The sequence below is a fragment of the Mesorhizobium tianshanense genome (assembly GCF_007830515.1).
GTDB lineage: Bacteria > Pseudomonadota > Alphaproteobacteria > Rhizobiales > Rhizobiaceae > Mesorhizobium > Mesorhizobium tianshanense.
The window spans coordinates 141,745-163,337 of sequence record NZ_VLKT01000010.1; the positions used below are offsets into that span (position 1 = coordinate 141,745).

The following is a 21,593-nucleotide window of genomic DNA, read 5'->3' on the forward strand; positions in this document are numbered from 1 at the left end:
CATGACGACAGCCAAAGACATCATGAAGCAGATCAAGGACAACGACGTGAAATTCGTCGACCTGCGCTTCACAGACCCGAAGGGCAAGCTGCAGCACGTGACGATGGACGTCGTCGAGGTCGAGGAAGACATGTTTGCCGACGGCGTCATGTTCGACGGATCCTCCATCGCCGGCTGGAAGGCGATCAACGAGTCCGACATGGTGTTGATGCCCGATACCGAGACGGTGCATATGGACCCATTCTTTGCACAGTCGACCATGGTCATCCTGTGCGACATTCTCGATCCGATTTCCGGAGAATCCTACAACCGCGACCCGCGCGGCACCGCCAAGAAGGCCGAAGCCTATATGAAGGCGGAGGGCATCGGCGATCAGATATTCGTTGGCCCGGAAGCCGAGTTCTTCGTGTTCGATGACGTCAAGTACAAGGCCGACCCGTACAACACCGGCTTCAAGCTCGATTCCACCGAATTGCCGTCCAACGACGACACAGACTACGAGACCGGCAATCTCGGCCATCGTCCACGGACCAAAGGCGGCTATTTCCCGGTGCCGCCGATCGATTCGGCGCAGGACATGCGCTCGGAAATGCTGACCGTGCTCGCCGAAATGGGCGTGCGGGTCGAAAAGCATCACCACGAAGTCGCCGCTGCCCAGCACGAGCTCGGCATCAAGTTCGACACGCTGGTCCGCAACGCCGACAAGATGCTGATCTACAAGTATGTCGTGCACCAGGTCGCCAATGCCTATGGCAAGACGGCCACCTTCATGCCGAAGCCGGTCTTCGGCGACAATGGCTCGGGCATGCATGTCCACCAGTCGATCTGGAAGGGCGGCAAGCCGACCTTCGCCGGCAATGAATATGCCGGCCTGTCGGAGAGCTGCCTGTTCTACATCGGCGGCATCATCAAGCACGCCAAGGCCATCAACGCCTTCACCAACCCGCTGACCAACTCCTACAAGCGCCTGGTGCCCGGCTATGAAGCGCCGGTGCTGCTCGCCTATTCGGCGCGCAACCGCTCTGCCTCCTGCCGCATTCCGTTCGGCTCGTCGCCGAAGGCCAAACGCGTCGAGGTCCGCTTCCCCGATCCGGGCGCAAACCCCTACCTCGCCTTTGCCGCCATGCTGATGGCCGGCCTCGACGGTATCAAGAACAAGATCCATCCGGGACAGCCGATGGACAAGGACCTCTACGACCTGCCGCCGAAGGAACTGAAGAAGATCCCGACCGTGTGCGGCTCGCTGCGCGAGGCGCTGCAGAGCCTCGACAAGGACCGTGGCTTCCTGAAGGCCGGCGGCGTGTTCGACGACGACCAGATCGACAGCTATATCGAACTCAAGATGGCCGAAGTGATGCGCTTCGAAATGACCCCGCATCCGGTCGAATACGACATGTATTATTCGGTCTGAGCGACCAAGGGACCAAAGAAAAACCCCGGCGGAGACGCCGGGGTTTTTATTTGTGCTGTCATCTCCCGGCAAGGGCCGGCGTGACAAGAAGTGGTCACGGCGCAGACGGAAGGCGTCCACGCCATGACGAACGCTCAAGCTGCGGCCTTCTTCTCGGCCGTGCTCACGCTGGCGATCGTCTTCAGGATCTGGGAAGCGATCTGGTAGGGGTCGCCCTGCGAGTTCGGGCGGCGATCCTCGAGATAGCCCTTGTAGCCATTGTTGATGAAGGAATGCGGCACTCGGATCGAGGCGCCGCGGTCGGCGATGCCGTAGCTGAACCTGTTCCATGGCGCGGTTTCATGCTTGCCGGTCAAACGCTTGTCGTTGTCTGGCCCGTAGACGGCGATGTGATCCATTAGGTTCTTGTCGAAGGCGGCCATCAGCGCCTCGAAATAGTCCTTGCCGCCGACTTCGCGCATATAGGCGGTCGAGAAGTTGGCGTGCATGCCGGAGCCATTCCAGTCGGTGTCACCGAGCGGCTTGCAGTGATACTCGATGTCGATGCCGTATTTCTCGGTGAGGCGCTGCATCAAGTAGCGGGCCATCCACATCTGGTCAGCGGCCTTTTTCGAGCCCTTGCCGAAAATCTGGAATTCCCACTGGCCCTTGGCCACTTCGGCGTTGATGCCCTCGTGGTTGATGCCGGCCGCGAGGCACTGGTCGAGGTGCTCCTCGACGATCTGACGCGCGACAGAGCCGACGTTGGAGTAGCCGACACCGGTGTAGTACAGACCCTGCGGCGCGGGATAGCCGCTCTCGGGAAAGCCGAGCGGGCGGCCGTCCTTGTAGAAGAAATACTCCTGCTCGAAGCCGAACCAGGCGCCTTCGTCGTCGAGGATGGTGGCGCGCTTGTTGGACGCATGCGGCGTCACGCCATCCGGCATCATCACTTCGCACATAACGAGCACGCCGTTGGTGCGGGCCGGATCCGGATAGACGGCGACCGGCTTCAGGACGCAGTCGGACGAGTGGCCCTCGGCCTGCATCGTCGAAGAGCCATCGAAGCCCCACAACGGCAACTGCTCCAGCGTCGGGAACTCGGCGAATTCCTTGATCTGGGTCTTGCCCCGAAGGTTGGGAACCGGGGTGTATCCATCGAGCCAAATATACTCGAGCTTGTACTTCGTCATTCTGACCTCTCGTTGCTTGATAAACCGAACTTCTGGATGACGCCGGCGCGTGCCGAACCATCCAGCAGCCGACCTGCCGGTTCGTTAAAATGCAAATCGTGTGCCATTCTCGGCTCGAGAGGTGCGGCAAAAATGATGCGACATGCCGGCTAACCCGCCAAGCCGTCCAAGCAATGCGCCAAGATCAATCAAAAGCAGATATTGCATAAATCTTGGGCAAATACTGATCTTTTCGTATGCATATTGCTTAAACGGATTGCAGAACCTATCTTGGTGAAAAGTTGAATCGGTAGGGTTCGGCATACGAAAGGAGACAGACAATGGAAATCACTTCCACCCGTCAGTCGGCCAAGATCCTGATGTTTCCGGTGGCAGCACGCAAGTCTGCCTCAAATTTAAGCGGAAAGGCTAAGTTTGCGGCAGAGCTTGCCTTGTTGCGCAATATCACCACGGATTTCGGCAGCGGCTGGTATCATGACGCAGCCATCGAGGAAGCGGAACAGGCCCGCAAGAGCTGAGCCCCTTCCTTTCTCCGCCACGTCGTTGCGAACGTTGAAAATGAAAACCCGGCGCGATCGCTCGCGCCGGGTTTCTGATGTTCAGGTATCTTCACGCTAATCCTTGGCGTGCAGGTCCGTTCCCAGCGTGTCCTTGACGAAGATGACGCCGATGATCAGCGACATCGCCGCGATCACGATCGGGTACCAGAGACCATAGTAGATATCGCCCCTGGCCGCGCTCAGGGCGAAGACCGTCGCCGGAAGCAGTCCGCCGAACCAGCCATTGCCAATGTGATAGGGCAGCGACATGCCGGTGTAGCGGATGCGGGTCGGGAACATCTCAACCAGGATCGCCGCGATCGGCCCGTAGACCATGGTCACATAAAGGACCAGGATGAACAGGATGCCGACGATCTTTGTCCAGTTGACCTGTGCCGGATCGGCAAACATCGAGAACGGGCCGGATGCCGGTATGTTGTAGACGGTCACATCGGTGGCGCCGGCGGCCTCATCGGCCGTCAGCAGCTTGTCCTTGACCGCCTGGTCAAGCGGAACCGTCGCCTTCTCGCCGGCGCGGATGACCGCTGCATCGAGGTTCAGTTCGGGATTGGCCGCGACGAAGGCATCAAGCTTCTGGTCGGTCACCTTGGAAGCGGCGCGCTTCAGTGGATAGCCGCCATCCTTGAGTGCCATGCTGACCGCCTTGGTGAAGGCAGCGTCCTTGGCCTTGGCCTGATCGCCGGCAGCGGTGGCGTCGTAGGATTCGACCGTCTCGTTGCCGATCTTGACCGTTGCCGGGGTCCCGGGCGCCGCGCTTGTGACGATGTCATAAGGCACCGAGCTCTTGGCCAGGAAAGACGTGGCGATGTCGCACGACGTGGTGAACTTGGCCGTGCCTACCGGGTTGAACTGGAACTTGCAGTCGCCGGGCGCCACGGTGACCGTCGCACGCGTGTCCTGCTGCGCGGCAGCCAGTGTCGGATTGGCTGCCCAGGTCAATGCCTTGAACAGCGGGAAGTAGGTGACGATCGCCAGAGCCAGTCCCGCCATGATGATCGGCTTGCGGCCGATCTTGTCGGAGAGCCAGCCGAACACGACAAAGAAGATCGAGCCTAGCGCCAGCGCAATCGCGATCAGGATGTTGACCGTTTGCAGGTCGACCTTGAGCACGTTCTGCAGGAAGAACAGCGCGTAGAACTGGCCCGAATACCAGACCACAGCCTGGCCAGCGGTCAGGCCAAGAAGGGCCAGAATGGCGATCTTGGCGTTCTTCCACTGTCCGAAAGCTTCCGAAAGCGGCGCTTTCGATCCCTTGCCCTCCTCCTTCATGCGCTGGAAGGTCGGCGATTCGTTCAGCGACAGACGAATCCAGACCGATACGCCGAGCAGGACGATCGAGACGAGGAACGGAATGCGCCAGCCCCAGGCGGCGAAGTCTTCCTTGCTCAACATCGCCTGGACGCCGAGAATGATGATCAGCGACAGGAACAGGCCGAGCGTTGCCGTTGTCTGGATCCACGAGGTGTAGAAGCCACGGCGATCGTCGGGTGCGTGTTCGGCAACATAGGTTGCCGCCCCGCCATATTCGCCACCGAGGGCCAGGCCCTGCAACATGCGCAATGCGATCAGGATGATGGGAGCGGCAATACCCCAGGTCGCGGAACTAGGAAGCAGGCCGACCAGGAATGTCGAGCTACCCATGATCAGGATGGTGACAAGAAAGGTGTATTTGCGGCCGACGAGATCGCCGAAACGGCCGAACACCAGCGCGCCGAACGGGCGCACCAGGAAGCCTGCAGCGAAAGCCAGCAAAGCGAAGATATTGCGCGTCGCTTCCGGATACTGACTGAAGAAAGTGGCGCCGATAAAGGCCGCCAGCGAACCGTAGAGATAAAAATCGTACCATTCGAAAACGGTGCCGAGCGAGGAAGCGAAGATGACCTTCTTCTCTTCCCGCGTCATCCCGCGGCTTGTTTCGCCGACGGTTAATGTCATTGCCATGAATTCGTCCTCCGTCATATCTCGCTGTCTTTGATTCTGCGCGGTGTCGTCCTTATGGACACGAACTTGGGCAGCTATCGCCGCAAGAAATGACAGAAAGCGCCGCCCAGCGGCAGGCCGCCTTTGGGATTATGACTTTGGTTCAATGCATCGGCCCGAAGATCGGAATCAATCTTCGGAAAGCACGATGCATGGATTCAAAGTATTAAAGCGTACTTTATGCGTCCAACTGGACGCACGTCGCTCTAATGTGCAATGCGGAAATGAATAAGGGCGGCGATTGCGGTCAGGCTTTGAGCGCCTCGAGAAGACAGACTGCGGCCATCATGTCGCGCTTGCGGGCCGAGCGGCGTGCGACAGCCTCCGCGTCATGGCCCCAGTGCTGGGCTTGCCAATCCTCGTCGACATGGCCGGCGGTCCAGGCTGCGTCGCCGTCAAGTTCACCAAAATCGACTGCTAGCGCCAGCAGCGCCGATCCCGTCAGCGACGTCATGACATGGATGGCCGCCAGCCGCAGCGGGTCGGCACGCTGAGCAAGATGAACGCCGAGCACCGCGATGGTCTCGCGCGGCTGCTCGACATGGATGATCCCTTCGGCGAGACGGAACCGGGCGCCGAGCACGCTCCGTGCCCAGTCGAGGATCGGATCCCAATATTCGTTCTGCCGGTCGACCAGCCCTTGTGGGGTGTCGGCGCGATAGCAGAGCAGATCGGACGAGGCGAAGCGCAGGATGTCCTCCAGCACCGCTTGCGGGTCGCTGGCGACACCATCGATGGCGGTGTTGACCAGACGCATGACTGGCATCGTCACCGGGTCGATGGTCTCACCTTGCACGGCGAACTCGTCGGCAACCAGAGCGGCAGCTTTTTCGGTCGGCAGGACCAGCAGCGCCTTGCCCGGCGTGCGAACCGGCTTGCCATCGAGATGAACGGCAAAACCATCGTCAGTGGGTGCGACCGAGACGGCCTTGTAGAAGCGTTTCGGCAGGTGCGTCTTCATCTGGATCTGGGCACGGCGTACCGGATCCGGATCGGAAAGCTGCTTTCCCGCTTCGAGGTCGTTGAGGATATCGCGCATGCCGGAGCCTTTCATCCGGGGATCTGTTTTCGGGCCGGCCGATTCACGATGATCAAGCCGGCTGCGATGAGGCCGAGTGCCAGAAAAATACGAACGGTCAGCGACTCGTTCAAGAAGATGGCACCGCACAGCACGCCGAACACTGGCGACAGGAAGGTGAAGCTCGACAGGCCCGATGCCGGATAGCGCCGCAGCAGCCAGAACCACAGCACATAGGTGAAGGCGACGATGTAGACAGCCTGGAAAAGCAGAGCCAAGGTCGGCAAGGCGGCGAAGTTGCGAACGGGCGGCCCGGCGAAAGGCAGCACCATGGCGCCTACCACGGCAGCGCCGGCCAGTTGATAGAGCAGCAATTTCTCGGCGCTCGTTTCCGCCAGTTTCGTCCGCTTGATGACGATGTAGGTCAAGGCCCAGAGAATGCCGGCGCCGAGGCTGAGCAGATCACCGGTCAGTGTCGCACCATTGTCGGCGCCCAACTGGTCTGAGAACACCGCGACCAATCCGGCGAATGCGAGCAGAAGGCCGACGAGCCGGCGCGCGGTGATGCGTTCGCCCAGCAGGAAATGCCCGCCGACCAGCACCCAGAACGGCATGGTGTTGACCAGCAAGGTGTTGCGCGCGACTGTTGTCTGTTCGAGCCCAACATAGAGAAACAGGAATTCGAAACCAAAAAGCGCGCCTGCAAGAATGCCGGCGACAAGCGTTCCGTCGGGGGTGAACAGCGCAATGCCGCGCCAGCGGCACCAGACGAGAACGCACAGCCCGCCAATGACCGACCGCGCGATCGACAGGAAAACAGGATCGTAGCCGGCATAGGAGATTTTAGCGGCGACGTAGTTCAGTCCCCAGGAAAAGGTCAGTCCGACCATGATGGCGGCCGCCGCCATGTCGACCGCGTCGCGACGGTCGAGTGTATCGGTGGCGATGCCCACAGGCCCTAGTCCTCCGCGCTCTGCTCGTCGAAGCCGAGCAGGTTCCAGCTTTGGCGCATATGCGGCGGCATCGGCGCGGTGACGTCGATAGAACCCTTGTCGGGATGCGGGATGACGATACGGCGCGCGTGCAAATGCAAGCGGTTCTGCATGCCGCCGGGAAAATCCCAATTGGTGTCGGCCTCGAAATATTTGGGGTCGCCGATCATCGGGCAGCCAATATGTGCGGCATGGACGCGAAGCTGGTGGGTGCGGCCGGTATAGGGCTCCATTTCCAGCCATGACAGGGTTTGCGCCGCCTGCTCGACGACCCGGTAGTAAGACACCGCGTGGTCGGCACCCTTTTCGCCATGCTTGGCGACGCGCACGCGGTCGCCGTCTGGCGTCGGCTCCTTGATCAGCCAGGTCGAGATCTTGTCCTCGCGCTTGGGCGGCACGCCCTTGACCAGCGCCCAGTAGGTCTTCTTGGTCTCACGCGCTCGGAACGCCTCGGCAAGCTTCATGGCGGCGAGTCTGGTACGGGCGACGACCAGAACGCCCGATGTGTCGCGGTCGAGCCGATGCACCAGACGCGGTTTCTCGCCTTTCTGGCTGCGCCAGGCTTCCAGCATGTCGTCGACGTTGCGGGTGACGCCCGAGCCTCCCTGGACGGCAAGGCCGGCCGGCTTGTTGAAGACAAACACTTTCGGATCTTCATGGATCAGCATCTTGGCCAGAACGTCGGCGTCGCCCTGGTTGCGGATCGAGTGACCGGTGAGCGGGCTCTCGCCTTTCTTGTCCACTTCGAGCGGCGGAATGCGGACCATCTGACCCGGCTCGACGCGGGTATCGGCCTTCACCCTGCCACCATTGACACGGATCTGGCCGGAGCGCAGCAGCTTCTGCAGATGGCCGAAGCCAAGACCTGGAAAATGGGTCTTGAACCAGCGGTCGAGCCGCATGCCCGCCTCGCCGGCCTCCACTGTGATCTGTTCAATGCCTGCCATTGTCTCGCTTTACCCGTTTCCAGCGCATGACCTGAAATGAAATCGACCTCGGAAAGGGTCATGCGCAAATCAAAGTGCTACAGCGTCCCTTGCGCGTCCTAAGCGATGCGCGGCGCTGTAAGCGGGGCAATAGCATTAAGGCAGGCTTCTTGCGAGCCAAACACCAAGAAACAAGCGATGATCGCGCCAATGAGGCTGGCCATGGCGTATCCGAACGTCGGCTGCGTCGCGCCACGCTCCCATAGCGTCGCGAAATCGAGCACGAGGCCGAGGAAATCGCGAAGCCGTCGAGGAAATTCGCGACGTGGCGGAGACCTCCCCGACGAAACTTCGTCAAGCGTGCTGACATCCTAAAATGATCGGGGCGCGGCCATTGCAGCCGCGCCCTTTCAAGGATCGCGTATGATCTGTCTGAAGAAGCCACGCACTCCAGCGTGGGAATCGATCAGAAGAAGCCGAGCTTCTTCGGGCTGTAGCTGACCAGCATGTTCTTGGTCTGCTGATAGTGATCGAGCATCATCTTGTGGGTCTCGCGGCCGATGCCCGACTGCTTGTACCCGCCAAACGCCGCATGCGCCGGATAGGCATGGTAGCAGTTGGTCCACACGCGACCTGCCTGGATGGCGCGGCCGAAGCGGTAGCAGCGGTTGGCGTCGCGGCTCCAGATACCAGCCCCCAGCCCATAGAGCGTGTCATTGGCGATCGAGAGCGCCTCGTCATCATCCTTGAAGGTGGTGACCGAAACCACCGGCCCGAAGATCTCCTCCTGGAAGATGCGCATCTTGTTGTGGCCCTTGAACACAGTCGGCTGGACATAGTAGCCGCCTGCCAGGTCGCCGGGCAGATGGTTCTGCGAACCGCCGGCCAGGACCTCGGCACCTTCCTGTCGGCCGATGTCGAAATAGGACAGGATCTTCGCCAACTGTTCAGACGACGCCTGCGCTCCGATCATGGTCGCGGGATCGAGCGGGTCGCCCTGGACAATCGCCTCGACGCGCTTCAGCGCGCGCTCCATGAACTGGTCGTAAATCTTCTCATGCACCAGCGCACGGCTCGGGCAGGTGCAGACCTCCCCCTGGTTGAGCGCGAACATGACGAAGCCTTCTATTGCCTTGTCGAAGAAGTCGTCATCCTCGGCTGTCACGTCCTTGAAAAAGATGTTGGGCGATTTGCCGCCGAGTTCCAGCGTGACCGGGATCAGGTTCTGGCTGGCATACTGCATGATCAGCCGACCGGTCGAGGTCTCGCCGGTAAAGGCGATCTTGGCGATGCGGTTCGACGAGGCGAGCGGCTTGCCCGCCTCGAGGCCAAAGCCGTTGACAATGTTGAGCACGCCTTCCGGCAGAAGATCGCCGATCAGGTCGACCCACAACATAATCGCGGCAGGCGTTTGTTCGGCAGGTTTCAACACCACGCAGTTGCCGGCGGCAAGTGCCGGCGCCAGCTTCCAGCAGGCCATCAGCAACGGGAAGTTCCAAGGTATGATCTGGCCAACCACTCCGAGCGGCTCGTGGAAATGATAGGCGACGGTATCGTCATCGATCTGCGAGAGGCTGCCTTCCTGGCCGCGCAATGCACCGGCGAAATAACGGAAATGGTCGATGGCGAGCGGCAGGTCGGCCGCCGTCGTCTCACGAATCGGCTTGCCATTGTCCCAGGTTTCGGCCAGCGCGAGGAGATCGAGGTTTTCCTCCATGCGGTCGGCGATGCGGTTGAGGATCAGCGCACGAGCGGCGGCATCCGTCTTGCCCCAGGCATCTTTTGCCCTGTGTGCGGCGTCGAGCGCAGCCTCGATGTCGGCGGCGTCGGAGCGGGCAATCTCACACAGCGGACGACCGTTCACCGGCGAGATGTTGTCGAAATATCTTCCGGAGTTCGGGGCGACCCAGTTGCCGCCGATGTAGTTATCGTAGCGCTTGGCGAAGGGAACCTTGGCCGTGCGGGAAAATTCCACCTTGTTCATTGTCTTCCTCCCAGGAAACGGCGCCACGGAATGTGTCGCATCACGAGGAAGAGTTGCCGATGACCCGGGGTTTGTCAGCCCTGGCCAGCCAGTTGCAGACGCTGACTGTCGCAGTTTTGCGACAGTCAGCGCCGGAAAACTCAGTGCGGTCGCCGAATGCCGAACCGGGCAAGCTTGCGATGGAGCGTGGCGCGCGAAATGCCGAGATTGTGTGCGGCCGCCGAGACGTTGCCACCGGTGCGCGTGATCGCCCGCTGGACCACGCCGCGCTCTGCCTCGCCCAGTTCTTCGGCCGCGTTGAAGTCGCCGAGGACGTCGGCGGCCGGCAATCCTCTCGTCAGGATCTGTTGAGTGATGCCGAGAGCCAGTCGCGCCGAACGCGTCGCACCGACCACGAGATCGTCGGCATCGACAGCTATAAGAGCGCTGGCACTACACTCGGCGACCGGCGCCAGCAGAACGCGGGCATTCGAAAAGGCCCGACGAAAATTATCCGCCTCGATGCGCCGGGCCGCATCGCCCACCGCCACCGAGATCAGGTTGACGAAGTCTTCGGTCAGATCCGACCTGCATGACGACACGTCGAGCGCAGCCGCCACTTTGCCTTCGTGATCGTAGACCGGCGCGGTCATGCAACTGAGCAGCGTGTTGCGCGAGAAGAAATGCTGGTCGCGGTGAATGGTAAGGGGGCGCTGATCGGCAAGGCAAGTACCGATGCCGTTGGTGCCTTCGCTGTCTTCACTCCACACCGTGCCTGTCCACAGGCCCCACTCGTCGAACGTGTCGTCATCCGCGGCAGCACCTCGGCGTTCGACCGGAATACCTTCGGGATCGGCAAGCATCACACAGCAACCGATGCCGCCGACTGCCAAGTAGAGGCGATCGAGGCTCGCATCCGCCGCACGAAGCAGTGGCTCCATTCGCTGCCGCGCCTGCCTGAGCTCACCTTCAGTCAGGCGTCTCGGCGCTTTTCGCTCGGCCGGATCGAGCCCATGCAATGTAAGCGAGCGCCTCCAGGAGGCGACCAGCGCTGAACGGGCGGCATCGCTGGTGGCGATGGCCGCCTGTACAACATCCGCATGATGGGCGGGCTGTCCGCTCACTCATCCTCCCGAAGCACGACGCTGCTGCTTCAACCTCCCGGCAGCATTGCTCGCATTGCGTTTTACGGGATTGCTGACCGATGCTGCTATAGGACGATGGTTGAAGAGTGCCCCGAGGATCTTTCGTGTCGAAACTCAAGAGCTCGGCAAGCCTACTTTCCCCGCTCGCCGCGCAGCTTCGCCCAATAGTCGAGCCGTTTCCTGATATCGCGTTCGAAGCCGCGCTCGGGCGGATCGTAGAACGTGTGGCGGCCCATCTTTTCCGGGAAATAATCCTGGCCTGAAAAAGCGTCGGGCTCGTCGTGGTCATAACGGTAGCCCGCGCCATAGTCTTCTTCTTTCATCAGCTTGGTCGGCGCATTGAGGATGTGTTTGGGCGGCAGCAGCGAGCCGAACTCCTTCGCTGCCTGCGTCGCGGCCTTGAATGCGGTGTAGACGGCATTGGATTTCGGCGCGCTGGCGAGATAGACGGCAGCCTCGGCGAAGGCGAGTTCGCCCTCCGGCGAACCCAGATAATCGTAGGCATCCTTGGCGGCGTTGGCGATGACCAGTGCCTGCGGGTCGGCAAGCCCGATGTCCTCCATCGCCATGCGCACCAGCCGGCGGCCGAGATAGAGCGGATCCTCGCCGGCGTCGAACATGCGGGCGAGATAATAGAGGGCCGCGTCGGGGTCGGAACCGCGCACCGATTTGTGTAGCGCCGAGATCAGATTGTAGTGGCCGTCCTGGCCCTTGTCGTAGATCGGAGCGCGACGTTGGACGATGCGCTGCAGGCCCTCGGCGCCGAACACCTCGCCTGACTTGGCGGCGCGCCAGACCTCTTCGGCCAGCGTCAGCGCCGCGCGGCCATCGCCGTCGCTCATGCGGACGAGCATCGCCCTCGCCTCGTCGTCGAGCGGCAGCGCCCTGCCCTCGGTCTCTTCCGCCCGCGCCAGCAATTGCGCGATGCTGTCTTCACCGAGCGAATGGAAGACCAGCACGCGGGCGCGGGATAGAAGCGCGGCATTCAGCTCGAAGGATGGGTTCTCGGTGGTTGCGCCAACCAGCACGACGGTGCCGTCTTCCATCACAGGCAGAAAACTGTCCTGCTGGGCGCGGTTGAAGCGATGGATCTCGTCAACGAAGAGCAGCGTCTGACGACCATTGGAGCGGCGCAGCTTCGCCGCCTCGAACACTTTCTTCAGGTCGGCGACGCCAGAAAACACCGCCGATATCTGTTCGAAGGCAAGGCTGGTTTCGCCGGCAAGCAGCCGCGCGACCGTGGTCTTGCCCGTTCCGGGCGGCCCCCAGAAGATCATCGAGCCGAGCGAGCCGGAGCCGATCAGCCGCGTCAGTGCGCCGTCGGGTCCGGTCAGATGCTCCTGGCCAACGACCTCGCCAAGGTTCTTCGGGCGTAGTCGATCGGCCAGCGGCCTGCCGGGCGGCGCCTTTTCCGGTTCGTCGACACTGAACAGATCGGCCATGCGCTTCTTTTTCGTTGGAGCGCGATCTCGTCCGAAGATCGAGGTTCGAGCTCAATACCGCAACACCTGGCGCAGTATCTGCCCGCCACGCTCGACGGTAAAGCGCCACCAGCGCGTTTCCTGGCTGGCGGCCTCTTCCAGGGTCGCGGCCGTGTCGATGGTCAAACCATTGACCTCGCGCACGATGTCGCCCGGCTGGAAGCCGAAACCGGCCGCGGGCGAACCGCGATTGATGTCGACCACGGTAACACCTTTGATGTCCGTGCGGATGCCGAGCCGCTGGGCGAGCCGAGGCGACAGGTCCGCAACCTTGGCACCGGAAAACGGGCTGCGACCGCGCAGCGTTACTTCCGCGAGTTTTGTCCCTTCCGGCGCGCGCTCCAGCGCGATGTCGAACGTCGATTGCTTGCCCTTGCTCAGGACGGCGAAGCTGGCATTGGTGCCGATCGACAGCGTCGCCATCCGGTAATCCAGCGCCTCGATACTCTCGACCGGCGTGCCGTTGAGTGACAGCACGACGTCGCCGGCCTTGAGTCCCGCCGTGGCCGCCGGCCCTTTTTCTTCGACGGACGAGACCAGCGCGCCGGTCGAGGTCTCCATGCCGAGCGATTCGGCGATCTGCGGCGTCACGCGCTCGAATTCGGCGCCGATATAGGGCCGCTCGAAGAAATCGCGCCCGGCCTTGGCCGCATCGGCAAATGCGCGAACCATGTTGGAGGGAATGGCAAATCCGATGCCGATCGAACCGCCGCTACGGCTGTAGATCGCCGTGTTGATGCCGACCAGTTGGCCCCCCATGTTGATCAACGCGCCGCCGGAATTACCGGGATTGATCGCGGCATCGGTCTGGATGAAGAAACTAGAGTCGGAAACGCCGATGTGGCTGCGGGCAACCGCCGAAACGATGCCGCTGGTGGTGGTCTGGCCGACACCGAACGGGTTGCCGATGGCCAGTACCAGGTCGCCGACCTCGAGCGCGTCGGAATCGCCGATGGCGACGACCGGAAAAGGCTTGTCCGCGGAGATCTTGAGCACAGCGAGGTCAAGCGTCTCGTCCTTGAGCAGCACCTTTGAGTCGAATTCACGCCCGTCCGCAGTCGCGACCTTGACCTGGTCGGCGTCCTTGACCACGTGAAAATTGGTGACCACGACGCCTGTCGGATCGACCAGCACACCGGAGCCGAGCGAGGACTGCGCGCGCGGTTGCGAACGGCCGAAGAACTCTTCGAAGAACGGATCGCCGTCGAACGGCGACCTCATCTTGGCCGTTTGCGAGGCGTAGACATTGACCACGGCCGGCGCCGTCTCCTTGACCAGCGGCGCGAAGGACAGTTGCACCTCCTCGCGGCCGAATGGCACGCGCTTGTCTGGACCGGAGGTGGCATTTTCGCCTTCGGCGCCGCGCAGCATGTCGGTCAGCACATCGGACAGACCGGGATCGGCCTTGGTGTCCTGAGCCAGCGCCTGCCTGGCCGCCGGCACGAGTGCCAGCGCCATCAAGGCACAGAGTAGAACAAGGGACAGCCGTTTGACGCGCATTCCGAATCCTCCAAGTCGGGCGCCATTGTCCCGACGATTGTGCAAAATGAAAGGCTAAGGCGATGAAATTGAATTATTTTCCCGGAAAGGCATGCGCCGAGCCTGGAAAATCACCGCAAATGCTCCCTGGCGCTGCCGGAATGCAAAAAGGGGCCCGCGGGCCCCTTTGAACTCTTTCAGGAACAGCCGAGCCTTATGCGGCCGCGGCTTCCTCGTCGACGCCTTCGGCCTCGATGCGGGCACGGTCGCCGGCGCCCTTGGCCGAGGTATCGCGATCGACGAACTCGATGACCGCCATCGCTGCATTGTCACCGTGGCGGAAGCCCGCCTTCATGATGCGCAGATAGCCGCCATTGCGGGTTGCGTAACGCGGCGCGATGGTGTCGAACAGGCGCCTGACGACGCCTTCATTGCCGATCTGGGCAATCACCTGGCGGCGGGCATGCAGATCGCCGCGCTTGCCGAGCGTCACCAGCTTCTCGACGATCGGACGCAGATCCTTCGCCTTCGGCAATGTGGTCACGATCTGCTCGTGCTCGATGAGCGACACGGCAAGGTTTGCAAACATCGACTTGCGATGGCTTATGCTGCGGGCGAACCGGCGGCCTTTAAATCCGTGGCGCATGGCTCTTCTCCTTCATTCCGGGTTCAAGAGGCTTAAGCCTCAGTTGGTTAGCCGCATGATCTTATCCGAAAAGTCTGCAACTTTTTGCTGCGCTGACCCTCGGTTCGGGATCAAACTTAGTATTGATCTTCGTAACGCTTGGCGAGGTCTTCGATGTTTTCCGGCGGCCAATCCGGCACTTCCATACCGAGGTGCAGGCCCATCGCCGCCAGGACTTCCTTGATCTCGTTCAGCGACTTGCGGCCGAAGTTCGGGGTGCGCAGCATCTCGGCTTCGGTCTTCTGGATCAGATCGCCGATATAGACGATGTTGTCGTTCTTCAGGCAGTTGGCCGAACGCACCGAAAGCTCGAGCTCGTCGACCTTCTTGAGCAGCGCCGGGTTGAAGGCGAGCTCGGTCACCTGCTCGGCCGCGACTTCCTTCTGCGGCTCGTCGAAATTGACGAACAGGCCAAGCTGGTCCTGTAGGATGCGAGCGGCGAAAGCCACCGCGTCCTCGCCGGAGATCGAACCGTCGGTGTCGATCGTCATGGTCAGCTTGTCATAGTCGAGGACCTGGCCCTCTCGGGTGTTCTCGACCTTGTAGGAAACCTTCTTGACCGGCGAGTAGAGGCTGTCGACCGGGATAAGGCCGATCGGCGCGTCCTCGGCGCGATTGCGCTCGGCCGGCACGTAGCCCTTGCCGGTATCGACGGTGAACTCCATGCGGATCTCAGCGCCTTCGTCCAGCGTGCAGATGACGTGGTCGGGGTTGAGGATCTCGACGTCGCCTACCGTCTGGATGTCGCCGGCGAGAACGGCGCCCGGGCCCTGCTTGCGCACGACCATACGCTTGGGGCCGTCGCCTTCCATGCGGATGGCGATTTCCTTGATGTTCAAGACGATGTCAGTCACGTCCTCGCGCACACCGGCGATGGACGAGAATTCATGCAGAACGCCGTCGATCTGCACGGCGGTCACAGCCGCGCCACGCAGCGAAGACAGAAGCACGCGACGCAGCGCGTTGCCGAGGGTGAGACCAAAACCGCGCTCGAGCGGCTCGGCAACCAGCGTGGTCAGCGTCTTCTTCTTCGACGAGAACTCGATCTTGTTCGGCTTGATCAGTTCCTGCCAATTTTTCTGGATCATGATGCTTTCCTTCCGTTGACCCGCCACCATCCAATCGCGGCGGGCGACCTGGAATGCCGCGGAGGAACGCTGCTGGCGTTCGCGCGGCGTTCGGTAATTTTTTAGACCCGGCGCTTCTTGCGCGGGCGGCAGCCATTGTGCGGGATCGGCGTCACATCACGGATCGAGGTGATGGTGAAGCCGGCCGCCTGCAGCGCGCGCAGCGCCGATTCACGACCGGAGCCGGGTCCGCAGACCTCGACCTCGAGCATGCGCATGCCATGTTCCTGAGCCTTCTTAGCAACGTCCTCGGCAGCCATCTGGGCAGCAAACGGAGTCGACTTGCGAGACCCCTTGAAGCCCTGGGCTCCCGCCGACGACCAGGCAATCGAATTGCCCTGCGCGTCGGTGATGGTGATCATCGTGTTGTTGAAGGTCGAATTGACGTGGGCAACGCCCGACGAGATATTCTTGCGTTCGCGACGGCGAACACGAGTGGCTTCCTTGGCCATGATGGTCCTTTCAGTTGATCTCTACACCGCCGTAATGCCAGCGGCTCCACCAGCAAAAGCGAATAGTGAGTGGCGAATAGTGAGTGGAACCCTATTCGCTAGGAACTAATCGCTATTCGCTCACTTACTTCTTCTTGCCGGCGATCGACTTGGCCGGGCCCTTGCGGGTGCGCGCATTGGTATGCGTGCGCTGGCCGCGAACCGGCAGCGAGCGGCGATGACGCAGGCCGCGATAGCAGCCAAGGTCCATGAGCCGCTTGATGTTCATCGAGACTTCGCGGCGCAGATCGCCCTCGACCTGATAGTCGCGGTCGATCGTCTCGCGGATCTGCAGCACTTCCGCGTCGGTCAGCTGGTTGACGCGGCGCTCGGCCGGGATGCCGACCTTGTCGACGATCTCCTGGGCGAAGCTCTTGCCAATGCCGTGAATGTACTGAAGCGCAATGACGACGCGCTTGTTGGTCGGAATATTAACGCCGGCTATACGAGCCATGTTCTTCTCTTCTCCATATGGGCCGGACAAGCCGGCGCTATCAAAGTTGCCCCGCGTCCGGTGGAGGCCGGCCCATGCGGGAGTTTCCAGTTCAAAGCGGCTGCCTTGCCCTTGCGGGCAAGCAAGCCTCATGCCTGATAGGAAGACGGGCCGCCATACCCCAGCGAACCGCTCCAGTCAAGCGCAATCGTCTATTTTCCGTACGCAGACCCTTGGGCCGCCCCTTGGGTCGCGGCCGTGAGCACCAATTCGATCTGTTGCGTCACCGCATCGATGTCGGCCATGCCATCGACACCTCTCAGCTTGCCCTTGGCATAATAGTAGCCGATCAGCGGCGAGGTTTTCTTGTAGTACTCCCTCAGGCGCTCTTCGAACACCGCCGGATTGTCGTCTTTGCGCACCGGCAGGCCCGCGGCCTTGGTCTCTTCGGCGCGCTTGACGATTCGACCAACGAGAGCCTTGTCGTCGACGACAAGTTCGATGACAGCATCGAGGTTCAGGCCGCGATCCGAGAGCATTGATTCAACCGCGTCCGCTTGCACCAGGGTACGCGGGTATCCGTCAAGGATGAAACCCTTTGCGCAATCGGGCTGATCGATACGCTCGGCCACGATGGCATTGACGATGGCGTCGGAGACCAGTTCACCGGCGTCCATCACCGCCTTGGCGCGCTTGCCGACTTCGGTGCCGGCCCGGACGGCAGCGCGCAGCATATCGCCCGTGGAGAGTTGGGGTATGCCGTGTTTTTCTACCAGTCTTTGTGCTTGCGTCCCCTTGCCCGCCCCTGGCGGCCCAAGCAATATCAACCTCATCTGGCCTTCTTCCCCCCGCGCAACTTCGACTTCTTGATCAGGCCCTCATACTGGTGCGCGATCAGGTGACCCTGAATCTGCGCCACCGTATCGAGCGTTACACTGACCACGATCAGAAGCGATGTGCCACCGAGGTAGAACGGTACGCCAGTCGCTGAAATCAGGAATTCGGGCAGCAGACACACCAGCACCAGATAGATGGCGCCGACGACGGTGATGCGGGTGAGGACATAGTCGATGTAATCGGCGGTGCGCTCGCCCGGACGGTAGCCCGGAATGAAACCCGAATGCTTCTTGAGCTGGTCGGCGGTGTCCTTCGGGTTGAAGACGATCGCCGTGTAGAAGAAGGCGAAAAACACGATCATCGCCGCGTAGAACGCCATGTACAGCGGCTGGCCATGGCCGAGCGCGGCCAGGACAGTGCTGGCCCAGGCAGGCATGTTGGTGGTCTGCGAGAAGCCGGCGACCGTCGCCGGCAACAACAGCAGCGAAGAGGCGAAGATCGGCGGAATGACGCCGGCGGTGTTGAGCTTGAGCGGCAGGTGCGACGTGTCGCCCTGGAACATGCGATTGCCGACTTGGCGCTTCGGATACTGGATCAGCAAGCGACGCTGGGCGCGCTCGAAGAACACGATCAGCGCGATGACGACAACGGCCAGAACGATGATCGCCAGGATCAAGCCGGTCGACAGCGCGCCGGTGCGGCCAAGTTCCAGCGTACCGGAGATGGCTTGCGGCAGGCCGGCGACGATGCCGGAAAAGATGATCAGCGAAATGCCGTTGCCGATGCCGCGGGCGGTGATCTGCTCGCCGAGCCACATCAGGAACATGGTGCCGCCGACCAGCGTGATGACGGTCGAGATGCGGAAGAACATGCCGGGATCGCTGACAATGCCGTTGCCGCCTTCCAATCCGACCGAGATGCCGTAGGCCTGGACCAGCGCCAAAAGCACGGTGCCGTAGCGCGTGTACTGGTTGATGACCTTGCGGCCCTGCTCGCCTTCCTTCTTCAGCGCTTCCAGGGACGGGATGACCGACGTCATCAGCTGCATGATGATGGAGGCGGAGATATAGGGCATGATGCCGAGGGCAAAGATCGCCATGCGCTCCACGGCGCCGCCGGCGAACATGTTGAACATGCCAAGCACGCCCTTGCTCTGCGACGAGAAGGCCTGGGCGAAAGCGTCGGGATTGATGCCGGGCAGCGGGATATAGGTGCCGAGGCGATAGACGAGCAGCGCGCCGATGGTGAACCAGATGCGCTTTTTCAGATCCTCCGCCTTGGCGAAGGCCGAGAAATTCAGATTCGAGGCTAGTTGTTCAGCAGCCGAAGCCATGCCTGATTCTCCGCTTGGTCACGCTCGATGGCCCGCAGCTCAGGCGGCGCGTGTCACCGAAGCTCACGAGATAAGCTCCGGACTGCAAACATGCAAGCGGCCGCGTTGACGCGGCCGCCATATTGGTCGGATCAAAGCGCAGTCGAAAGCGAAACGGTGCCCACTTTTTGCCGATCGCGCTTCAAATCGACGTTACTCGGCGACTGCCTTTTCCGGCAGCTTCACCGAACCGCCGGCCTTTTCGATCTTCTCGATGGCAGCCTTGGAGGCGCCGGCCACGTCGAACGCGAGCTTCGACTTGATGTCGCCGTCGGAGAGGATGCGCACGCCGTCCTTGACGCGGCGGATGACACCGGCAGCAACCAGCGCTTCGGCCGTCACTGTCGTCTTGGCGTCGAGCTTCTTGGCGTCGAGCGCGGCCTGGATGCGGGCCAGCGACACAACGGTAAAGCTCTTGGCGAAGATGTTGTTGAAGCCACGCTTCGGCAGGCGCCGGTAGAGCGGCATCTGGCCGCCCTCGAAGCCGTTGACGGCGACGCCTGAGCGCGCCTTCTGGCCCTTGACGCCGCGACCGGCGGTCTTGCCCGAGCCGGAACCGATGCCGCGGCCGAGACGCTTCTTGGAATGCGTCGCGCCGTCCTTGTCACGCAGATCGTTGAGTTTCATCTGGGTTCTCCTGCGCTCTGGTTCAGCCCTCGTCCACGACGCGGACGAGATGCTGGACGGCAGCGATCATGCCGCGCACGGAGGGCGTATCCTCCAGCGTGCGCTGCTTGTGCATCTTGTTGAGGCCGAGGCCGACCAGTGTCGCGCGCTGCTCCTTCGGCCTGCGGATCGGCGAACCGATCTGCTCAACGGTGATGGTCTTGGTTGCTTTCTTGGCCATGGTCAAAATCCCTGGTCAGATCAGACTATTCTTCGGCCGCGACGGCGGTGCCGCGGCGGGCCTGAAGGGTCGAGTACTTGATGCCGCGCGCGGCAGCCACATCCTTGGGATGCATCTGGCTCTTCAGCGCGTCGAAGGTGGCGCGAACCATGTTGTACGGGTTCGACGAACCCATCGACTTGGCCACCACGTCATGCATGCCGAGCGTCTCGAAGACGGCGCGCATCGGGCCGCCGGCGATGATGCCGGTACCCTGCTTGGCGGCGCGCAGCAGAACGCGTCCGGCGCCCCAGCGTCCCTCGACGTCGTGATGCAGCGTGCGGCCCGAGCGCAGCGGCACGAAGATCATGTCGCGCTTGGCCGATTCGGTCGCCTTGCGGATCGCCTCAGGCACTTCGCGCGCCTTGCCGTGACCGAAGCCGACGCGGCCCTTCTGGTCGCCGACGACGACGAGTGCCGCAAAGCCGAAGCGCCGGCCGCCCTTGACGACCTTTGCGACGCGGTTGATGTGGACGAGCTTGTCGACAATGCCGTCGTCGCGCTCTTCGCGATCACGGCCGCGGCCGCCATCCCTACGTTCCTGTGCCATATCCTGTTCCTTGTTTTTTTCCGGAAGCACGGTTGATGATGATATCCGGCACCTCTGCGGGTTGCCGGGGCGGAATTAGAAGCTCAGGCCGCCTTCACGGGCAGCCTCGGCCAGCGCCTTGACGCGGCCGTGATAGATGTACGGTCCCCGGTCGAAGACGACTTCCTTGACGCCAGCCTTCGAGGCGCGCTCGGCAATCAGCTTGCCGATTGCCACGGCAGCGGCTGTGTCGGCACCTGTCTTGAGCGAACCCTTGAGATCCTTCTCCAACGTCGAAGCGGCAGCAATGGTGTGGCCCTTGGCGTCGTCGATGAGCTGGACGTAGATGTTCTTCGACGTGCGGTGGACCGACAGGCGCGGACGCTCGCCCGCGACCTTCTTGATCTGGCGACGGACGCGCTGGGCGCGGCGTTGTGTGGATTCTTTCGAGCCCATGATATCAGTTCCTTGCCTTCAAAAAACGGGGGCAACCCTGTGCGGTAGGACAAGCCTCCCGCGGCCGCTCCCCGCGGCGTTGAAATTACTTCTTCTTGCCTTCCTTGCGGACGATCTTCTCGCCAGCGTAGCGGACGCCCTTGCCCTTGTACGGCTCGGGACCGCGATATTCGCGGATCTCGGCGGCAACCTGGCCGACCTTCTGCTTGTCGATGCCGGTCACGGTGATTTCCGTCGGCTTCGGCACGGTGATCGTGATGTCCTGCGGCGTTTCGTAGACGACGTCATGGCTGAAGCCGAGCGCCAGCTGCAGGTTCTTGCCCTGCATGGCGGCGCGATAGCCGACGCCGGTGATCTCGAGCTTCTTTTCGAAACCGTCCTTGACGCCTTGCAGGATGTTGACGATCTGCGTGCGCGACATGCCCCATTTGGAGCGGGCGGTCTTGGTCTGGTCGCGCGGCTGGACAGCGATCTCACTGCCCTCCATCTTGACCAGAACTTCGTCGTTCACCACGAACTTCAGCTCACCCTTGGGGCCCTTCGCCGTCACGGTCTGGCCGTCGACGGTCGCGGTCACGCCTTGCGGCAGCGAAACGGGTTTCTTTCCAATACGAGACATTTTGTTGTCCTCGTCACTTCTCTTGTTTCAG

Annotated in this window: 22 protein-coding genes; 2 read left to right on the top strand and 20 right to left on the bottom strand. The window is 61.7% G+C overall.

The features are described from left to right. Position 1 precedes the first annotated feature (1 nt). Positions 2-1,411, top strand: coding sequence for a type I glutamate--ammonia ligase (gene glnA, locus IQ26_RS10360; RefSeq protein WP_145716534.1), 1,410 nt, complete (start codon positions 2-4; stop codon positions 1,409-1,411). Positions 1,412-1,545: 134 nt separating this feature from the next. Here the strand turns inward: glnA and IQ26_RS10365 are convergent, their stop codons facing one another. Continuing rightward, complete coding sequence (locus IQ26_RS10365) at positions 1,546-2,583, bottom strand: glutamine synthetase beta-grasp domain-containing protein (protein ID WP_145716536.1); 1,038 nt, start codon at positions 2,581-2,583, stop codon at positions 1,546-1,548. A 320-nt stretch (positions 2,584-2,903) separates the two neighbouring features. On the opposite strand from IQ26_RS10365, the gene IQ26_RS10370 reads away from it, so the two are divergent. After that, complete coding sequence (locus tag IQ26_RS10370; RefSeq protein ID WP_145716538.1) at positions 2,904-3,101, top strand: DUF2735 domain-containing protein; 198 nt, start codon at positions 2,904-2,906, stop codon at positions 3,099-3,101. A gap of 96 nt (positions 3,102-3,197) precedes the next feature. Here IQ26_RS10370 and IQ26_RS10375 read toward each other — a convergent pair whose 3' ends face one another. The 19 genes from IQ26_RS10375 to rplF all read right to left on the bottom strand — a co-directional run bounded on the left by IQ26_RS10375 (position 3,198) and on the right by rplF (position 21,562). After that, positions 3,198-5,084: an MFS transporter gene (locus IQ26_RS10375; protein WP_145716540.1), complete on the bottom strand. Its 1,887-nt coding sequence runs from the start codon at positions 5,082-5,084 to the stop codon at positions 3,198-3,200. Positions 5,085-5,370: 286 nt separating this feature from the next. Continuing rightward, the gene (locus IQ26_RS10380) at positions 5,371-6,162 is read right to left on the bottom strand and encodes an ATP12 family chaperone protein (RefSeq protein ID WP_145716542.1); all 792 of its coding nucleotides are present in this window, start codon (positions 6,160-6,162) and stop codon (positions 5,371-5,373) included. Between the two features lie 11 nt (positions 6,163-6,173). Then, the gene (locus IQ26_RS10385; protein ID WP_162457919.1) at positions 6,174-7,049 is read right to left on the bottom strand and encodes a DMT family transporter; all 876 of its coding nucleotides are present in this window, start codon (positions 7,047-7,049) and stop codon (positions 6,174-6,176) included. A 50-nt stretch (positions 7,050-7,099) separates the two neighbouring features. Beyond that, positions 7,100-8,080 carry an RluA family pseudouridine synthase gene (locus IQ26_RS10390; protein ID WP_145716546.1) on the bottom strand — a complete coding sequence of 327 codons (981 nt, stop codon included), beginning with the start codon at positions 8,078-8,080 and terminating at the stop codon, positions 7,100-7,102. A gap of 445 nt (positions 8,081-8,525) precedes the next feature. Beyond that, positions 8,526-10,043 carry an aldehyde dehydrogenase gene (adh, locus tag IQ26_RS10400; RefSeq protein WP_145716548.1) on the bottom strand — a complete coding sequence of 506 codons (1,518 nt, stop codon included), beginning with the start codon at positions 10,041-10,043 and terminating at the stop codon, positions 8,526-8,528. Between the two features lie 140 nt (positions 10,044-10,183). Beyond that, on the bottom strand, positions 10,184-11,146 hold the full coding sequence (locus IQ26_RS10405; RefSeq protein WP_145716550.1) for a GAF domain-containing protein: 963 nt from the start codon (positions 11,144-11,146) through the stop codon (positions 10,184-10,186). A 152-nt stretch (positions 11,147-11,298) separates the two neighbouring features. Continuing rightward, positions 11,299-12,609 carry a replication-associated recombination protein A gene (locus tag IQ26_RS10410; RefSeq protein WP_145716553.1) on the bottom strand — a complete coding sequence of 437 codons (1,311 nt, stop codon included), beginning with the start codon at positions 12,607-12,609 and terminating at the stop codon, positions 11,299-11,301. 51 nt (positions 12,610-12,660) lie between these two features. Next, complete coding sequence (locus IQ26_RS10415; RefSeq protein ID WP_145716555.1) at positions 12,661-14,148, bottom strand: DegQ family serine endoprotease; 1,488 nt, start codon at positions 14,146-14,148, stop codon at positions 12,661-12,663. A gap of 193 nt (positions 14,149-14,341) precedes the next feature. Further along, a complete protein-coding gene (rplQ, locus tag IQ26_RS10420; protein WP_145716557.1) occupies positions 14,342-14,773 on the bottom strand; it encodes a 50S ribosomal protein L17 in 432 nt (143 codons plus the stop codon). A gap of 116 nt (positions 14,774-14,889) precedes the next feature. Continuing rightward, entirely contained in the window at positions 14,890-15,900 is a 1,011-nt protein-coding gene (locus IQ26_RS10425; protein ID WP_006333400.1) for a DNA-directed RNA polymerase subunit alpha, read from the bottom strand. 101 nt (positions 15,901-16,001) lie between these two features. Continuing rightward, the gene (rpsK, locus tag IQ26_RS10430; protein WP_023799279.1) at positions 16,002-16,391 is read right to left on the bottom strand and encodes a 30S ribosomal protein S11; all 390 of its coding nucleotides are present in this window, start codon (positions 16,389-16,391) and stop codon (positions 16,002-16,004) included. A 124-nt stretch (positions 16,392-16,515) separates the two neighbouring features. Continuing rightward, positions 16,516-16,884: a 30S ribosomal protein S13 gene (gene rpsM, locus IQ26_RS10435; protein WP_023799280.1), complete on the bottom strand. Its 369-nt coding sequence runs from the start codon at positions 16,882-16,884 to the stop codon at positions 16,516-16,518. A gap of 191 nt (positions 16,885-17,075) precedes the next feature. Continuing rightward, complete coding sequence (locus tag IQ26_RS10440) at positions 17,076-17,696, bottom strand: adenylate kinase (RefSeq protein WP_145716559.1); 621 nt, start codon at positions 17,694-17,696, stop codon at positions 17,076-17,078. After that, on the bottom strand, positions 17,693-19,033 hold the full coding sequence (gene secY, locus IQ26_RS10445) for a preprotein translocase subunit SecY (protein ID WP_145716561.1): 1,341 nt from the start codon (positions 19,031-19,033) through the stop codon (positions 17,693-17,695). The genes IQ26_RS10440 and secY overlap by 4 nt, the downstream gene beginning before the upstream one ends. Before the next feature lie 192 nt (positions 19,034-19,225). Next, positions 19,226-19,699, bottom strand: a complete 474-nt coding sequence (gene rplO, locus IQ26_RS10450) for a 50S ribosomal protein L15 (protein ID WP_145716563.1) — start codon at positions 19,697-19,699, stop codon at positions 19,226-19,228. Positions 19,700-19,721: 22 nt separating this feature from the next. Beyond that, positions 19,722-19,919 (bottom strand): 50S ribosomal protein L30, encoded by a 198-nt coding sequence (gene rpmD / locus IQ26_RS10455; RefSeq protein ID WP_006205449.1) that lies wholly within the window; start codon positions 19,917-19,919, stop codon positions 19,722-19,724. Positions 19,920-19,944: 25 nt separating this feature from the next. Further along, positions 19,945-20,508 (bottom strand): 30S ribosomal protein S5, encoded by a 564-nt coding sequence (gene rpsE, locus IQ26_RS10460; protein WP_126042420.1) that lies wholly within the window; start codon positions 20,506-20,508, stop codon positions 19,945-19,947. Between the two features lie 75 nt (positions 20,509-20,583). Beyond that, positions 20,584-20,943, bottom strand: a complete 360-nt coding sequence (rplR, locus tag IQ26_RS10465; protein ID WP_126042423.1) for a 50S ribosomal protein L18 — start codon at positions 20,941-20,943, stop codon at positions 20,584-20,586. 85 nt (positions 20,944-21,028) lie between these two features. After that, the gene (rplF, locus tag IQ26_RS10470) at positions 21,029-21,562 is read right to left on the bottom strand and encodes a 50S ribosomal protein L6 (RefSeq protein ID WP_023799285.1); all 534 of its coding nucleotides are present in this window, start codon (positions 21,560-21,562) and stop codon (positions 21,029-21,031) included. Positions 21,563-21,593 lie beyond the last annotated feature (31 nt).

Bases quoted from the DNA above. Each gene is read 5' to 3' on its own strand.
- glnA (WP_145716534.1), top strand. From the start codon at position 2: ATGACGACAGCCAAAGACATCATGAAGCAGATCAAGGACAACGACGTG.
- IQ26_RS10365 (WP_145716536.1), bottom strand. From the start codon at position 2,583: ATGACGAAGTACAAGCTCGAGTATATTTGGCTCGATGGATACACCCCG.
- IQ26_RS10370 (WP_145716538.1), top strand. From the start codon at position 2,904: ATGGAAATCACTTCCACCCGTCAGTCGGCCAAGATCCTGATGTTTCCG.
- IQ26_RS10375 (WP_145716540.1), bottom strand. From the start codon at position 5,084: ATGGCAATGACATTAACCGTCGGCGAAACAAGCCGCGGGATGACGCGG.
- IQ26_RS10380 (WP_145716542.1), bottom strand. From the start codon at position 6,162: ATGCGCGATATCCTCAACGACCTCGAAGCGGGAAAGCAGCTTTCCGAT.
- IQ26_RS10385 (WP_162457919.1), bottom strand. From the start codon at position 7,049: ATGGCGGCGGCCGCCATCATGGTCGGACTGACCTTTTCCTGGGGACTG.
- IQ26_RS10390 (WP_145716546.1), bottom strand. From the start codon at position 8,080: ATGGCAGGCATTGAACAGATCACAGTGGAGGCCGGCGAGGCGGGCATG.
- adh (WP_145716548.1), bottom strand. From the start codon at position 10,043: ATGAACAAGGTGGAATTTTCCCGCACGGCCAAGGTTCCCTTCGCCAAG.
- IQ26_RS10410 (WP_145716553.1), bottom strand. From the start codon at position 12,609: ATGGCCGATCTGTTCAGTGTCGACGAACCGGAAAAGGCGCCGCCCGGC.
- IQ26_RS10415 (WP_145716555.1), bottom strand. From the start codon at position 14,148: ATGCGCGTCAAACGGCTGTCCCTTGTTCTACTCTGTGCCTTGATGGCG.
- rplQ (WP_145716557.1), bottom strand. From the start codon at position 14,773: ATGCGCCACGGATTTAAAGGCCGCCGGTTCGCCCGCAGCATAAGCCAT.
- IQ26_RS10425 (WP_006333400.1), bottom strand. From the start codon at position 15,900: ATGATCCAGAAAAATTGGCAGGAACTGATCAAGCCGAACAAGATCGAG.
- rpsK (WP_023799279.1), bottom strand. From the start codon at position 16,391: ATGGCCAAGGAAGCCACTCGTGTTCGCCGTCGCGAACGCAAGAATATC.
- rpsM (WP_023799280.1), bottom strand. From the start codon at position 16,884: ATGGCTCGTATAGCCGGCGTTAATATTCCGACCAACAAGCGCGTCGTC.
- IQ26_RS10440 (WP_145716559.1), bottom strand. From the start codon at position 17,696: ATGAGGTTGATATTGCTTGGGCCGCCAGGGGCGGGCAAGGGGACGCAA.
- secY (WP_145716561.1), bottom strand. From the start codon at position 19,033: ATGGCTTCGGCTGCTGAACAACTAGCCTCGAATCTGAATTTCTCGGCC.
- rplO (WP_145716563.1), bottom strand. From the start codon at position 19,699: ATGAAACTCAACGATCTGCGTGACAAGGACGGCGCGACGCATTCCAAG.
- rpmD (WP_006205449.1), bottom strand. From the start codon at position 19,919: ATGGCCAAGAAAGCAACCAAGACCATCACCGTTGAGCAGATCGGTTCG.
- rpsE (WP_126042420.1), bottom strand. From the start codon at position 20,508: ATGGCACAGGAACGTAGGGATGGCGGCCGCGGCCGTGATCGCGAAGAG.
- rplR (WP_126042423.1), bottom strand. From the start codon at position 20,943: ATGGGCTCGAAAGAATCCACACAACGCCGCGCCCAGCGCGTCCGTCGC.
- rplF (WP_023799285.1), bottom strand. From the start codon at position 21,562: ATGTCTCGTATTGGAAAGAAACCCGTTTCGCTGCCGCAAGGCGTGACC.